The organism is Cytobacillus kochii, assembly GCF_020171845.1.
Lineage (GTDB): Bacteria > Bacillota > Bacilli > Bacillales > Cytobacillaceae > Cytobacillus > Cytobacillus kochii.
This window is the reverse complement of record NZ_JAIVAM010000010.1, coordinates 82,236-95,779: the sequence shown is the minus strand read 5'-3', so window position 1 is coordinate 95,779 and position 13,544 is coordinate 82,236. Positions and strand designations below refer to the sequence as shown.

General features: G+C 36.1%; 15 protein-coding genes and 1 other annotated feature. Of the genes, 9 read left to right on the top strand and 6 right to left on the bottom strand.

Annotated elements, in window-relative coordinates; genetic code table 11:
• The first annotated feature begins 26 nt into the window (after positions 1 to 26).
• Positions 27 to 1,340, top strand: coding sequence for a Na+/H+ antiporter family protein (locus LCM23_RS16890; RefSeq protein ID WP_224937997.1), 1,314 nt, complete (start codon positions 27 to 29; stop codon positions 1,338 to 1,340).
• A gap of 417 nt (positions 1,341 to 1,757) precedes the next feature.
• Here the strand turns inward: LCM23_RS16890 and LCM23_RS16885 are convergent, their stop codons facing one another.
• Positions 1,758 to 2,273 (bottom strand): MerR family transcriptional regulator, encoded by a 516-nt coding sequence (locus LCM23_RS16885; protein ID WP_251163313.1) that lies wholly within the window; start codon positions 2,271 to 2,273, stop codon positions 1,758 to 1,760.
• A gap of 179 nt (positions 2,274 to 2,452) precedes the next feature.
• Here LCM23_RS16885 and LCM23_RS16880 point away from each other — a divergent pair, with 179 nt between their 5' ends.
• Positions 2,453 to 2,686: a hypothetical protein gene (locus LCM23_RS16880; RefSeq protein WP_224937996.1), complete on the top strand. Its 234-nt coding sequence runs from the start codon at positions 2,453 to 2,455 to the stop codon at positions 2,684 to 2,686.
• A 74-nt stretch (positions 2,687 to 2,760) separates the two neighbouring features.
• Here the strand turns inward: LCM23_RS16880 and LCM23_RS16875 are convergent, their stop codons facing one another.
• Positions 2,761 to 4,146, bottom strand: a complete 1,386-nt coding sequence (locus tag LCM23_RS16875; protein WP_224938113.1) for an alanine/glycine:cation symporter family protein — start codon at positions 4,144 to 4,146, stop codon at positions 2,761 to 2,763.
• Positions 4,147 to 4,435: 289 nt separating this feature from the next.
• Here LCM23_RS16875 and LCM23_RS16870 point away from each other — a divergent pair, with 289 nt between their 5' ends.
• From LCM23_RS16870 to LCM23_RS16845, 6 genes are all read left to right on the top strand, one after another.
• Positions 4,436 to 5,695, top strand: coding sequence for a PucR family transcriptional regulator (locus LCM23_RS16870; protein ID WP_224937995.1), 1,260 nt, complete (start codon positions 4,436 to 4,438; stop codon positions 5,693 to 5,695).
• 175 nt (positions 5,696 to 5,870) lie between these two features.
• Positions 5,871 to 7,001: an alanine dehydrogenase gene (gene ald / locus LCM23_RS16865; protein ID WP_224937994.1), complete on the top strand. Its 1,131-nt coding sequence runs from the start codon at positions 5,871 to 5,873 to the stop codon at positions 6,999 to 7,001.
• Positions 7,002 to 7,483: 482 nt separating this feature from the next.
• Positions 7,484 to 7,695: a binding site (T-box leader), on the top strand.
• Between the two features lie 56 nt (positions 7,696 to 7,751).
• Positions 7,752 to 9,182: a proline--tRNA ligase gene (gene proS, locus LCM23_RS16860; RefSeq protein WP_224937993.1), complete on the top strand. Its 1,431-nt coding sequence runs from the start codon at positions 7,752 to 7,754 to the stop codon at positions 9,180 to 9,182.
• 81 nt (positions 9,183 to 9,263) lie between these two features.
• Positions 9,264 to 9,902: a sigma-70 family RNA polymerase sigma factor gene (locus tag LCM23_RS16855; RefSeq protein ID WP_224937992.1), complete on the top strand. Its 639-nt coding sequence runs from the start codon at positions 9,264 to 9,266 to the stop codon at positions 9,900 to 9,902.
• Positions 9,903 to 9,927: 25 nt separating this feature from the next.
• Positions 9,928 to 10,512, top strand: a complete 585-nt coding sequence (locus tag LCM23_RS16850) for an ATP-dependent Clp protease proteolytic subunit (RefSeq protein WP_224937991.1) — start codon at positions 9,928 to 9,930, stop codon at positions 10,510 to 10,512.
• Between the two features lie 92 nt (positions 10,513 to 10,604).
• Positions 10,605 to 10,895 (top strand): hypothetical protein, encoded by a 291-nt coding sequence (locus tag LCM23_RS16845; protein ID WP_224937990.1) that lies wholly within the window; start codon positions 10,605 to 10,607, stop codon positions 10,893 to 10,895.
• Positions 10,896 to 11,050: 155 nt separating this feature from the next.
• Here the strand turns inward: LCM23_RS16845 and LCM23_RS16840 are convergent, their stop codons facing one another.
• Positions 11,051 to 11,449, bottom strand: coding sequence for a hypothetical protein (locus LCM23_RS16840; protein ID WP_224937989.1), 399 nt, complete (start codon positions 11,447 to 11,449; stop codon positions 11,051 to 11,053).
• 126 nt (positions 11,450 to 11,575) lie between these two features.
• On the opposite strand from LCM23_RS16840, the gene LCM23_RS16835 reads away from it, so the two are divergent.
• Positions 11,576 to 11,962, top strand: coding sequence for a hotdog fold thioesterase (locus tag LCM23_RS16835; RefSeq protein ID WP_095372060.1), 387 nt, complete (start codon positions 11,576 to 11,578; stop codon positions 11,960 to 11,962).
• Between the two features lie 435 nt (positions 11,963 to 12,397).
• On the opposite strand, the gene mnhG is transcribed toward LCM23_RS16835, so the two are convergent.
• Genes mnhG through LCM23_RS16820 form a run of 3 tightly spaced genes read right to left on the bottom strand, consistent with a single transcriptional unit; the run spans position 12,398 to position 13,543 of the window.
• Entirely contained in the window at positions 12,398 to 12,799 is a 402-nt protein-coding gene (mnhG, locus tag LCM23_RS16830; protein ID WP_224937988.1) for a monovalent cation/H(+) antiporter subunit G, read from the bottom strand.
• On the bottom strand, positions 12,783 to 13,067 hold the full coding sequence (locus LCM23_RS16825) for a Na(+)/H(+) antiporter subunit F1 (protein ID WP_224937987.1): 285 nt from the start codon (positions 13,065 to 13,067) through the stop codon (positions 12,783 to 12,785). Before LCM23_RS16825 ends, mnhG begins: the two co-directional genes overlap by 17 nt.
• Positions 13,064 to 13,543: a Na+/H+ antiporter subunit E gene (locus LCM23_RS16820; protein WP_224937986.1), complete on the bottom strand. Its 480-nt coding sequence runs from the start codon at positions 13,541 to 13,543 to the stop codon at positions 13,064 to 13,066. Before LCM23_RS16820 ends, LCM23_RS16825 begins: the two co-directional genes overlap by 4 nt.
• Between the last annotated feature and the right edge of the window lies 1 nt (position 13,544).

Here is a 13,544-nt window from a genome sequence, read left to right as displayed (position 1 = left end):
AATAAATAGAAAGAAAGGTTTTAATCATGAATGCTGTTTTACTTGCTGTATTAGTCATGTTAATACTAAGTCTATTACGTGTAAATGTCGTGTTATCCCTTATTATAGGTGCATTGGTGGGAGGGTTAACAGGTGGACTTGGTATAACAAACACAATTGAAGTCTTTACAAATGGTTTAGGTGGCAGTGCAGAAGTAGCGCTTAGTTATGCTTTATTAGGAGGCTTTGCTATTGCTATTTCTCGTACAGGTCTACCTAATCTCCTTGTTGATAAAATTATTCAAAAGGTAGGGAAAGAGGGAGAGACAAGAAAGAAAGGGTTATCTAAAACATTAGTCATTTTATCATTGTTAATTATGGCGTGTTTCTCACAAAATCTAATTCCTATTCATATTGCATTCATCCCTATCTTAGTCCCACCATTATTAAAAGTGATGAATGAATTGAAGATAGACAGAAGATTGATTGCTTCCGTTCTTACATTTGGTTTAGTTACTCCTTATATGCTTATCCCTGCAGGGTTTGGCCAAATATTTCACCAAATCTTAGCAGATAATATGACAAGTAGCGGTTTGAATGTTGATATGCAACAAATACCACTAGCTATGCTACTTCCAGCTTTAGGTATGGTTGTAGGCTTAATAATAGCCGTATTTATATCTTATCGAAAACCGAGAGACTATCAATCATCAGAAATCATAGAAACTGAAACGGTATCTTATAGTATGCGCGGTGTCTTATTTGCTGTATTATCAATCATTATTGCGTTAGTTGTACAAATACAACTAGATTCAATGATTATGGGAGCAGTGGCCGGTATTATAACTGTCTATTTAAGTGGGACCATAAAGGGCGCTGAAGCAGATAGCTTATTAACAGATGGAATGAAAATGATGGCATTTATCGGGTTTGTCATGCTCGCGGCATTTGGTTTCGGTGATGTGCTGAAAGAAACAGGGGATGTTGAAGTCCTTGTGTCGAATGTAGCTGAGATGATAGGGAATAATCAAGCCTTTGGTGCGTTATTAATGCTTTTAGTAGGCTTATTAGTCACAATTGGTGTTGGTTCATCCTTTTCAACTATCCCAATCATCACGACCATTTTTGTGCCTTTATGTATAGAGCTAGGGTTTAGTCCTATGGCAACGATTGCATTAATTGGTGCATCTGCTGCATTAGGTGATGCTGGATCACCTGCTTCAGATAGTACACTTGGACCGACATCTGGATTGAATGTGGATGGTAACCATAATCATATTTGGGATACATGTGTACCAACATTTATTCATTATAATATACCTGTCATTATATTTGGATGGATTGCTGCAATGGTATTATAAAAAAATAAACGAGTATTGCTTAAACCCGATCATATTTGATTGGGTTTATTTTTGTGAACTCGACCTGAGGCAATGGATATAGGTCGAGTTTGCTGAATCATGAATGACTAAGCATGTAAATCTGACCGTCAAAGAACAGAATCGAGTAAAAAGTGAAAAAGTAATAAAGTCTAAGCCATAAAGCTAAATGTAGTCGTACATTCCATATGTCACTATAAACACCTAAAGGAAGCTAGGATTTAACAGATAAGATATGAATAGAAACTATTAAAGAATATTGACAGATATCAGTTCCCTCAGTCAATCTTCTTTTCATTTTCCAACGCGATCTTTAGAACCAGATATTCATTTTAAGCATTACCGTAAAAAGGATAACAAGATGGTTCCAACCAAATCTGAGGAGGAACCATTTTTGTTTTAAAATTTAATGCCGAAAAGCATTGTAAGGATATTACGCTTTTTTATTCTTTTTTTGGGAAAGGTACTAGCAGTAGGGCTGTCAGAGGGAATAGGAGACACTTGCATGAAATTCTGCTTTTCAAGTATGTGTATACGTTCATGTAAACGTTCAATTTCTGCGTGTAATTCTTCTAACTCCTGCCGGTGATGTAGCAACTGATAAGAAGTCACATCATCTGCTTTTGCATTTAAGCGTTGTTCTAACATATCTATTCTTGCGCTAAGTTCATCATTAGATATCTGTGGACTAGATATAGTGGCGTGCCGAATTTTTTTGCTAGTTACTTTAATGTCTTGAAGAAGGACACCTGAATTTAATTGATCATGAACTCTTTTTAATAATTGAATATCTTCTTCTGAGTAAGCATAATGTCCATGCTCATTTTTTGTCATATTTAAATTTAGCTGTTTTATCCATCGCTGAATAGTACTTTGGGATACACCGAGTAGTTTCGCTACAGCGCCTGTATTCAAAAGTAATCTCCTCCTTATCATTACTTTATTAAGAAGCATTCGCTTAAAGAAATATATTTTCCTTTACGTTTGACAAAACAAGTGTTGCTTCGTCAAAGATAGTGAATATTTTACAACCTTTTGAGTAATAATCGTTTTTAGTGGGGAGAATGAAGAAAACAGATGGGAGGATAGGTGAAATGACAGAATACGAATTAGAAGACATCTTCCATGAGTCAGGGCATTACCACTTATATGAACAATTAAAGTATAAATTATGGATTGCTTATCAATGGCTAGAGGCAGATCGAAATATACTATCCGAGTTCCTAAATATTTATGATTTTGACCACGACGAAGAATTATATTGTAAGGAATTCTTATTTCATTATAAGATCTTTAAAAACATAAAGAAGAAGAATGCTTTTTATTAAATGAACAGATAAATAAAAAAAGCCCCCAAATTATTCAATTTGTGAGGCTCTTATTACTTGCGTAAGGAAGGCAGTTATTTTGTTTTATAATGTTGTGTGAAGAATTCGTCTGTTTCTTGTACAACAACTTTCCTCAACAGGAGTAGACCAACTAAGTTCGGAATCATCATTAATGCGTTAGCCATATCAGCAAATGCCCAAACGGTAGCTAAGTTAACCATTGCACCAGCTGCACAAGCAATAATATAAATCGCTCGGTAGCCTGCAATTCCCTTTGTACCAGCTATATATTCAAAGCATTTCTCACCGTATACATACCAGCCTACTATTGTTGTAAATCCGAAAAAGATAACAGAAAAAGCGACGATATATTCTCCTGCTGTTCCTAATACTGATGCAAATGCTGCACTCGTTAATGCACCACCATCGAGATTAGGGTCATGGGTTACGCCAGAAAGTAATCCACCTGTATAATCCCAAAAGCCAGTAATGATTAATACAAGTCCAGTCATTGTACAAACGATGATGGTAACAATGAAAGTGCCTGTCATAGCAACAAGTGCTTGCTTCACAGGATGGTCTGTTTTGGCATTACCGGCGATTAAAGCAGCAGTACCTAAACCAGCTTCATTAGAGAAGATTCCTTTTGAGACACCATTTTTAATTGCCTCTGATACGACAACTCCTACAAAACCACCGGTTGCTGCGATCGGATTAAAAGCATAATGAAAAATTAATTGAAATGACGGAATAATCATTTCATAATTGACCGCAATGATGATTAAAGCGCCACCAATATAAAGAAAAGCCATAATGGGAACAAAGAATCCAGCGACGGTACTAATTCTTTGAATACCTCCAAAAATAATAAGTGAAGCAAAAACAGCTAAAACGATGCCAGTAATCACACTGTTGATACCAAAGGATTCACTAGCTACTTGAGCAATCGTATTAGATTGCACGCTATTCCCTATACCTAAAGCGGCAAAAGCACCAAAAATGGCAAAGGCAATGGCTAACCATTTAAACTTAGCTCCTAATCCTCTCTCAATATAGTACATGGGTCCACTTGAATATTCACCATTGCTATTCTTTACACGATATTTCATTGCTAGTAAGGCTTCCGCGTATTTAGTAGCCATCCCGAAAAGCCCAACAATCCACATCCAAAAAATGGCGCCTGGTCCACCTAAAGTGATAGCTGTGGCGACTCCAGCGATGTTTCCGTTACCTATTGTTGCTGCCAATGCAGTCATTAATGCTTTGAAATTACTTACATCGCCTTCATCATTTGTATCCTTCGCGTTTCCTTCCTTTGTAAATGCTAATTTGAAAGCATAATAAAGTTTCGTAAATGTACGGCCTTTAAGCATGATTGTTAGAAGTAGGCCCGTCCCAAATAATAAGATTAAACTGGGGGTTCCCCACAAAAAGGAATTAACTTTTTCAAGTATGTTCATAATGTCCACAGATGAATCTTCCTCTCTTTAGTTGAATATCATACTATATATTTAAAAATGTAATCGCTTTCTTAAATGAATAAACCAAAACCATTTTCATCTTGGTAAAATTCTTGAAGTGCACGGAAAATTATAAGAATACTTATTATTGTAAAATTATACAAAGATAACTTCAATCAATTTTAAAAAAGTTTAACTATTTATAATAATCAATAAGTTTGAAAAGAGCTTTTCGACAGCATGTAAAGGTTTAGATATAATAAAAAAAAGAGGCAGTTGGAGGTTTGAAATGGAGAGAGAAAAACAGTACGGGAAAGATCCATTTAAACGATCATTTGATAACTTAGAAACATTTGTAGATAAAATTAGAGATGTTCTTGAATGTCCAGTTACTATTGAAGATGCTAATCATCGGTTATTAGCTTATAGTACGCATGATGATCAAACCGATCAGGCTAGGATTGCAACGATTATTAGCAGAAAAGTTCCCGAAAAGGTAATAAATAGTTTATGGAAAGCAGATGCTATACCTCAATTATTAAGGAGTGCTGAACCATTAAAGATTCCAGAAATTAAAGAAATTGGTCTGGGGAATAGGGTAGCAATCTCCATTAGGCATCAAGAAGAGGTGCTTGGCTATATTTGGGTGGTCGAACGAGATAAGTCTCTTACAGCAGAAGATATGTATTTATTAAAACTGGCTGCTCAATCGGCAAGAATTGAATTGTTGAAGCTTTATCGTCAAAAAAAGAAAAGAGAAGAAAGCTATCAGGATTTTTTCTGGCAGTTGTTAACTGGCAGATATCCCAAGCATGCAGAAGTAATAGACAAGTTAGATGATTTTCATATCAAACCATCTCTACACTCTGCTGTCATTATTTTTCGCTTTATAGACGATATAGACATGCAAACAGAACAAAGCATGATTTATCTCATTTCAACGAGCCAAAAAATCCATATGACTTTTTATGCAACGATGGGTAATGATTTTATCTTACTAGCATCTCCGCCATCTACACAGGCAAATGAAACAGATTTATCTGAGTTTGTCCAGTTTGTTATCAATCAAATGTATGTAAGATTTGAAATTGATCATATCATTAGTGGTAGTAGCAGTTTGAAATTGACCTATGACCATGTTGAAGATCGCTATTCAGAATGCTTAGAAGTACTTCGTTTAAAATCACAATATCCGAAAGAAATGCAAGAAATCTATACTTATCACCAATTGGGTGTCTTTAAATATTTGGATGCCATTCTTGATATAAGAAGCCGTGATGCATATGAACATCCCGTCATCCAACGTTTAATAGATTATGACCATGCTCATCGAACGGAGCTATTAATGACGCTAGAAGCCTTTATTTTAAATGATAGCAATGTAAATGACGCTGCTAAGATACTACATGTTCACGTTAATACATTAAATTATCGTTTGAAGAGAATTACTGAACTCACTCATGTGAACTTTAAAAGTACACATGAGAAATTTTCCTTGTATTTAGAACTGCAAATCCGCAAATACATAGAAAAAAAGCATCGTTTGTGAAATTACACAAATGATGCTTTTTCATTTTTCAAATATAAACAAAGTCATTTCAACATTCTATTATTATACTGACAATAGGGAAACATAAAATTGTCATTTATTATTTGACAATTTATTCTATGCAATTTATTCATACTTAAAAATTAATATAATAAATGGAAGGGGCCAAAAGGATATGATTATCGGCGTACCTAAAGAAATTAAAAACAACGAGAATCGTGTAGCAATGACACCAGCGGGGGTAGATGCATTAGTAAAAGCTGGACATGAAGTACTTATTGAAACGACTGCAGGACTCGGAAGTGGATTTCAAGATCAAGATTACGAGTTAACAGGCGCGAAAATCGTAGGCACGGCAAGAGAAGCATGGGCAGCGGAGATGGTAATGAAGGTAAAAGAACCGCTACCAACTGAATATGACTATTTCCGTAAAGGCCTAGTATTGTTTACTTATTTGCATTTAGCAGCAGAACCAGAATTGGCAGATGCGCTAGTGAAAAGCGGAGTAACGGCTATTGCATATGAAACAGTTGAGGTGAACCGTACACTTCCATTACTAACACCAATGAGTGAAGTTGCTGGTAGAATGGCAACACAAGTTGGAGCGCAATTCTTACAAAAAACAAACGGCGGCCAAGGAATATTACTTGCGGGTGTACCAGGTGTATCTCGAGGAAAAGTGACGATTATTGGTGGGGGCGTTGTGGGTATTAATGCTGCGAAAATGGCCATCGGTCTTGGTGCAGATGTAACAATCATTGATTTAAGCCCTGAAAGACTTCGTCAACTTGATGATATTTTCGGTAATAGCATTCAAACATTAATGTCTAATCCATTAAATATTGCTGAATCTGTAAAAGAAGCTGACCTTGTAATTGGTGCTGTACTCATTCCAGGAGCAAAAGCGCCAAAATTAGTAACAGAAGAAATGATTCAAACGATGAAACCTGGTGCAGTCGTTATCGACGTTGCGGTTGACCAAGGTGGTATTCTTGAAACGGTTGATCATGTAACTACACATGATGATCCAACATACATTAAACATGGTGTTGTGCATTATGCTGTGGCAAACATGCCAGGTGCCGTGCCAAGAACATCAACAATCGCTTTAACGAATGTAACGATTCCTTATGCATTACAAATAGCGACTAAAGGTGCACATCTAGCTGTTGAGCAAAACCCAGCATTGAAATTAGGGGTAAACGTAGTAAATGGGCATGTAACGTATGAAGCAGTCGCAAGGGACTTAGGTTATGATTATGTTCAAGTCGAGGCAGCATTTGCAAATGAAGAAATAACAAACTAATGATACTTTTTCCTACCTCTTATTGGGGTAGGTTTTTTTATTCTTTGAATGAAATATTAGACGATGTATGAATTTGTGAGAGTGGTTCAGTTAATACTAAATCATGTTGAACGCGATTTTCTTATAGCTTTCATTTATTATGCTTTTGCTATGATGGGTAACGTCTCTTCAGGAGCCTCTTCACCATTCAAAGGATTGAATAGGGCTGTATTTCTCTAGTTAAACATATAGGGGATATTCGATTTCATTCAAATAAATAAAACAGAAAAATGGATTGTATTCTTTGTACGGGATGGTTTATCTTTTCACATTTTGTTATTGATCGTCTTATTTTTGACATCTTCTGTGTACTAATTTGTCTAGTAATAGAAAAAAGTTCACTTTTAGGGGGCTTAAAAAGTGAAGTGAAAAGCCATTAGACCAAGAGCCTTCAATCAAAAGTTGACATTTTTCATGAAACTCTATATAATCTTCAAAAAAATAGTTAATCGTTGATGAGGAATAGTAAGTTTTCATCATTATTTTCAGAGAAGGTATCCGTTTGTGCTGTGAGATATCTATTAATGAAAAGCTGAACCTGCCCTCTGAGTACATATTCTTTAGAATATGCGGTTTACTTGTTGAACCGTTATCAATAAGAGTGCAAAGCTTTGCTTTGAAATAGGGTGGTACCACCAGTCATTGGGTCCCTATTTGAAAGCAGGGCTTTTTTGTGTCTTTGAGAATAAAAATTAAAAATGAGGTGTCAATATGGGTAAACAGTTTGTGAAAGAAATAACATCAATGAATGAAGATTTTCCACAATGGTATACAGATGTCGTAAAGAAAGCTGATTTAGTCGATTATTCGAGTGTGAGAGGTTCCATGATTATTCGTCCATATGGTTACGTCCTTTGGGAGAACATTAAATCAGCACTTGATCAAAAGATAAAAGAAACTGGGCATGAAAATGTTTATATGCCTCTATTTATTCCTGAGAGCCTTCTTCAGAAAGAGAAAGATCATATTGAAGGATTTGCCCCAGAAGTTGCTTGGGTAACTCATGGTGGAGAAGATGAGCTTGCTGAGAGACTTTGTGTGCGCCCGACATCAGAAGTACTATTCGGAGAACATTATAAAAATATTATTCACTCTTATCGTGATTTACCAAAGCTTTATAATCAATGGTCAAATGTTGTTCGATGGGAGAAAACAACAAGACCATTCTTACGAACGTTAGAGTTTTTATGGCAAGAGGGCCATACTTGTCATGCAACGGATGAAGAAGCGTTAGAAGAAACAGTAAAGATGCTTGAAGTCTATGCAGATATTTGTGAAAATCTTTTAGCTATCCCTGTTGTTAAAGGCAAGAAAACGGAAAAAGAAAAGTTTGCTGGCGCAAAATTAACTTATACAATTGAAAGTTTAATGCATGATGGTAAAGCGCTACAATCAGGGACATCTCATCATTTAGGAGATGGCTTTGCAAAAGCATTTGGAATTCAATTTACCGATCAAGATGGAAAAGAGCAGTATGTGCAGCAAACTTCTTGGGGATTCACAACCAGAATTATCGGTGCGATGATTATGGTCCACGGTGATGACAGAGGGTTAGTACTTCCGCCAAAAGTTGCCCCAAAGCAGGTAATGATTGTTCCTATTGCGCAACATAAGGATGGCGTATTAGATTTTGCCTATGATTTAAAAGAAAAACTAAATAAAGTAGCGCGCGTAGATCTTGATGCAAGTGATAAAAAGCCAGGTTGGAAATTTAATGAATATGAAATGAAGGGTGTGCCCATTCGCTTAGAAGTAGGGCCTAAAGATATTGAAAAGGGCCAAGTCGTACTTGCAAGAAGAGATACAGGAGAGAAAATGGTCACTCCATTAGCAAATCTAGAAGAAACAATTGTTCAACTTTTAGAAGGAATTCAAACTTCACTTTATCATAAGGCAAAAGAACATCGCAACGATCATACGTATGAAGCATATACTTATGAAGAGTTTAAGCAGATATTTAATGAAAAACAAGGGTTTGTCAAAGCGATGTGGTGTGGTAATCAAGCATGCGAAGAGAAAATAAAAGAAGACACAAGTGTGACTTCCCGTTGTATGCCATTTGATGAAACGGCGATTGCTAAAGTGTGTGTTTGCTGTAAAGAAGAAGCAAAGCATCTTGTCTATTGGGCTAAGGCTTATTAAGAAAAAAATTTTATTGACCCATATCTTTTTTTCACTTAAAGCCGTTTAAGTAATAGAAAGTGTGAAGGGGTGAAGGAAACAATGCAGAAGGAGCAGATGGTAAGCCGGTCAGCAACGTTAGATTTGATTGCGAAAAAGTATTATCGAGACTTAGTAAACTATTGCACCTTTCTTTGCCAAAATGAGTGGGATGGAGAGGACATCGCGCAAGAAACCATCTTGAAGGCAATGAAGTATAACGAAGCTAAAATAACACGAGCTTTGTTAAAGAAAATTGCTTATCATCAATGGATTGATGTGGTTAGAAAAAAGAAAAAAGAGCAATTAACAGAAAATCATGTTGATATCGAAACGAGAAATCATCATTTGACAGAAACAATTGAATTATTATTAGAGAAATTAACTGTGCAACAGGCGCTAGCTTTTTCATTAAAAGAAGCGTTTTTATTTAAGAATAGTGAAATTGCAGAGATGTTAAATATGAAAGAAGCCTCTGTTAAGAGTTTATTGCATCGAGCAAGAAAACGTTTAGGAACAGATATGAAAGAATTGAATCAGCAGTGGGATGAGCCGGTAAAGAGAAAAATCTTTCAAGTTTTCCATCGGGCACTTGAGCATCAACATCCCACTGAGCTTATCAAATTACTGCCAGTAATCAGTCATTATAGTACTTCCAAGCAAAGCACCCCTTCCAATGCTTTCAATATGATGGCAGCTTAATGCTTGCCTTTTTGGAGGTTTCCTAATGAGCACGATACCCTATGTAATTGAACAAACGGAAAAAGGTGAACGGTCCTATGACATTTATTCAAGACTATTGAGAGATCGGATTATTATGATTGGTGAAGAAATCAATGATCATATGGCGAATAATATTGTTGCACAAATATTATTTTTAGCTGCAGAAGATGAGAAAAAAGATATTTCACTCTATATTAATAGTCCTGGAGGATCAACAACAGCGGGCTTTGCTATTTTAGATACACTCGACTATGTAAGGTGTGATATTCGCACTATCTGTACAGGGATGGCTGCCTCATTTGGTGCACTACTGCTTCTATCTGGCACGAAGGGAAAACGATTTGTGCTTCCTCATAGCGAAGTAATGATTCATCAGCCCTTAGGTGGTGCAAGAGGGCAAGCGACAGATATTGAGATCTCTGCAAGAAGGATATTAAAGCTAAAAGACGTAACCAACCAAATGATTGCCGAGAAAACAAATCAACCATTAGACAAGGTGAAGTTGGATACAGAGCGTGATTATTTTATGAGCGCACAAGAAGCGGTGGATTATGGAATCGCGGATGCTATTTTAACGAAGAGTGAATGATAATAACTCACATTAAGCCCACGCTTAATTGATGATAGATGCATATGTAATAGGGAAGGTACCCAGCTTTTAATTAAAGGAGGTAATCCCTAGTGCATTATTATTATCGACATCCTGGTGTTGCGGACGAACGCTTTTTTCCCTTTTTGGCGGCGCCATTTGTTGGCGGTTTTCTTGGAGGATTAGCGGGAGGGGCTTTAGCCGCACCGCTGTTCTTTAGACCTAGGCCGTGTTTTGGAGGACCTTGTCCACCGTATGGATACGGATACGGCCCCGGCCCTGTTCCATATGGCAATCAAGGTTTTGGTGGCTATCCAAATGCCTATGCTGGCAATCCCAATCTTTATGGACCAAATATTAATATAAATAATGAGATTAACTAGATAGAAATGATACCACGGAGAGATGCTGTGGTATTTTTTTGTAAGCTTGAATTTATATATTGAAGGATGGTACAGAAAACCCAAGTTTATATAAATAAAAAGCAGTCGTAAAATGACTGCTCTTCTATATTAGGTTTGAAAAATATGTCTTAACCCTACATTTGCATCGTAGTCCATTTTAATTTTAATGACAAATGCGCACTTTGATCACCGGCAGATTGAAAATTTAAGGTCAATCCATCTGGTGTATAAGTAACTTTCGGATGATTGTTCAGATCAGCAGATTCAATTAATTGATTAACTTTTGTTTGATTTGATTCTTGGGCAGCAGTCATAATATTATAGGAGTATTCTCTGGACTTCGCCATTTTATCAAGTAATTTACTAGCACTATTCATTAATACTTCCATTTCTTTTGCTGATTGAATGAACTGATCTGGATTAACTGGAGGGAATGAACGTAGTATATGTATTGGTGGATAAGGGTGGCAATAAATAGGATAGGTATAAGGATACGGACAAATAGGAGAGGGATTAAAACGTGTAGGATACATCATAGGTCTCCTTTCAATATCGCATTAGTTATAAATATATGTGCCTAAGGCTTATTCTATGATTAAACAGAATATTCCCATAAAATATATGTTCGGTTATAATGGTAGTTGAGGGGAGGCGTACATATGTATCCAAAAACAATGATAGAAACGTTAGGTATTGAAATTACAAGCCTTGAAAAGGGAAAGGTTGTTGCCACTATGCCTGTAGACGGCAGAACGAGACAGCCATTTGGTATCCTTCATGGAGGGGCTTCTGTAGCGCTTGCTGAAACTGTAGCGAGCTTAGGTGCTTATGAACTCGTTGATAAAGAAACAGAAGGTGTAGCAGGACTAGAGATCAATGCTAATCATATTAAGTCAAAGAAAGACGGCGTTGTGACAGCAATTGCAACAGTTCTACATCAAGGAAAAACAACGATGGTTTGGGAAATAAAGATCGTCGATGAACAAGAAAAATTAATATGTGCATCAAGGTGTACAATGGCTGTTTTAAAATTGAAAAAGTCTTAATGAAATGCGGGTGGGAAGGTAATTTCTACCCTGCTTTTTTTTTGTTTTATATGTGGCATTGTATGATGTGAAAGTTAAACCTTCGCATGGTATCCAGTATCCACACAACAATCATTACCACCTAACGTAATACATGCTCTCTTTAATTGTTAAATTACTAGGAACCATTGTTAACTAACAATTGGCAATCAGCCACAAATAGTGAAACAAACGACGTTTCCCAGCTAAAGCTTTACTCTATGATAACTGAACAAGTTAGGTTTGTGGGACACTTTCATTTAATCGTAATCAATTGTTTAAAGCCATCAAAAATATTTTTTTAATAAACCGCAAGTTACGTTTCATTCATTTGATTAGTCAAGATTGGAAAATTTGTTTATTAAAATAAAAAACGCCACCTACATGCAGTTTAGATTGCATATGGTAGCGTTTTTTTTATAGATTCTTCCCTAATTTCTTTTTAAATTCTTCATATTTTTGTTGTTCATTAGATTTCTTTATCTCGAGGTATTCTTGGTAATCATCAACCTTACTACCTTTCATTTTTACGCCATGATGATAGGCTGCTCTTCCAAGTAAATGGCCAGCAACTGGAGCTGTTAAAAACATAAAGACGATACAGAGAAGTACTCTTGTATTAAACTCACTCTCATGAAAGTAAAAGTAAAAGAATGCAGCTAATAATATACAAAGGACACCAAGTGTAGCAGCTTTTGAAGCAGCATGGTTTCTCGTATATACATCAGGTAATCTGATTACACCTAGCGCTGCTATTAAGTGAAAAAATGCTCCGAGAATAATAAATATGACGATGATAATATTAGCGATCTCTATCATGATCAATGATGACTCCCTTCTCTAGATATTTGGAGAAGGCTACTGTCCCGATAAACGCTAATATACCAAATAGCAAAATGAACTCTACATAGGCAGTTGTATCTACTTTGATACATATTAACGCGACAATACCAACAATGTTTACACCAACGGCGTCTAAAGCAACGATACGATCCGGCAATGTTGGGCCTATAATGATTCGGTAGACTAATGCAAGCATGGATAGAGCTAAACAAATGATTGCAATTGTAACGGCAGTTTGTATCATTTTCGGCTCACCTCCATAATCGCTTTTTCGAAGCTTGTTTGAATTGCTTCTATTTCATCCTGGACATCATTCATATCTACTGCATGAACAAAGAGAATCTTTTTATCTTCAGATATATCTACAACTAACGTACCCGGTGTTAAAGTAATTAAATTAGATAAAGTAGTGATTTCCCAATCCTTCTCTAAACGGGTTGGATAAGCAAAAATCCCGGGAGAGTTGTGTAACTTAGGTGTTAAAACAATTTTGACAACAGCAATGTTGGCTAGAATTAACTCTTTTATAAAGATAAAGAGTAATTTTACGACCGCATATATACGGTATAAATAAAAACGGCTACTGAAGAAGTTTCTAAATACAAACAGGATGAGTAGGCCGAAGAAATATCCTTTGATAAATGCTACTAGATCATACGTTGTTGTTAGAAACATCCACATAAAACCAAGACAAACATTTAATAAAATTTGAACTGCCATA

What these genes read in the sequence shown, in the direction of transcription:
- ald (WP_224937994.1), top strand. Translation starts at nt 5,871, where the DNA reads ATGATTATCGGCGTACCTAAAGAAATTAAAAACAACGAGAATCGTGTA.
- LCM23_RS16880 (WP_224937996.1), top strand. Translation starts at nt 2,453, where the DNA reads ATGACAGAATACGAATTAGAAGACATCTTCCATGAGTCAGGGCATTAC.
- LCM23_RS16870 (WP_224937995.1), top strand. Translation starts at nt 4,436, where the DNA reads ATGGAGAGAGAAAAACAGTACGGGAAAGATCCATTTAAACGATCATTT.
- LCM23_RS16820 (WP_224937986.1), bottom strand. Translation starts at nt 13,543, where the DNA reads ATGGCAGTTCAAATTTTATTAAATGTTTGTCTTGGTTTTATGTGGATG.
- LCM23_RS16875 (WP_224938113.1), bottom strand. Translation starts at nt 4,146, where the DNA reads ATGAACATACTTGAAAAAGTTAATTCCTTTTTGTGGGGAACCCCCAGT.
- LCM23_RS16835 (WP_095372060.1), top strand. Translation starts at nt 11,576, where the DNA reads ATGTATCCAAAAACAATGATAGAAACGTTAGGTATTGAAATTACAAGC.
- LCM23_RS16840 (WP_224937989.1), bottom strand. Translation starts at nt 11,449, where the DNA reads ATGTATCCTACACGTTTTAATCCCTCTCCTATTTGTCCGTATCCTTAT.
- mnhG (WP_224937988.1), bottom strand. Translation starts at nt 12,799, where the DNA reads ATGATAGAGATCGCTAATATTATCATCGTCATATTTATTATTCTCGGA.
- LCM23_RS16855 (WP_224937992.1), top strand. Translation starts at nt 9,264, where the DNA reads ATGCAGAAGGAGCAGATGGTAAGCCGGTCAGCAACGTTAGATTTGATT.
- LCM23_RS16825 (WP_224937987.1), bottom strand. Translation starts at nt 13,067, where the DNA reads ATGATACAAACTGCCGTTACAATTGCAATCATTTGTTTAGCTCTATCC.
- LCM23_RS16850 (WP_224937991.1), top strand. Translation starts at nt 9,928, where the DNA reads ATGAGCACGATACCCTATGTAATTGAACAAACGGAAAAAGGTGAACGG.
- proS (WP_224937993.1), top strand. Translation starts at nt 7,752, where the DNA reads ATGGGTAAACAGTTTGTGAAAGAAATAACATCAATGAATGAAGATTTT.
- LCM23_RS16890 (WP_224937997.1), top strand. Translation starts at nt 27, where the DNA reads ATGAATGCTGTTTTACTTGCTGTATTAGTCATGTTAATACTAAGTCTA.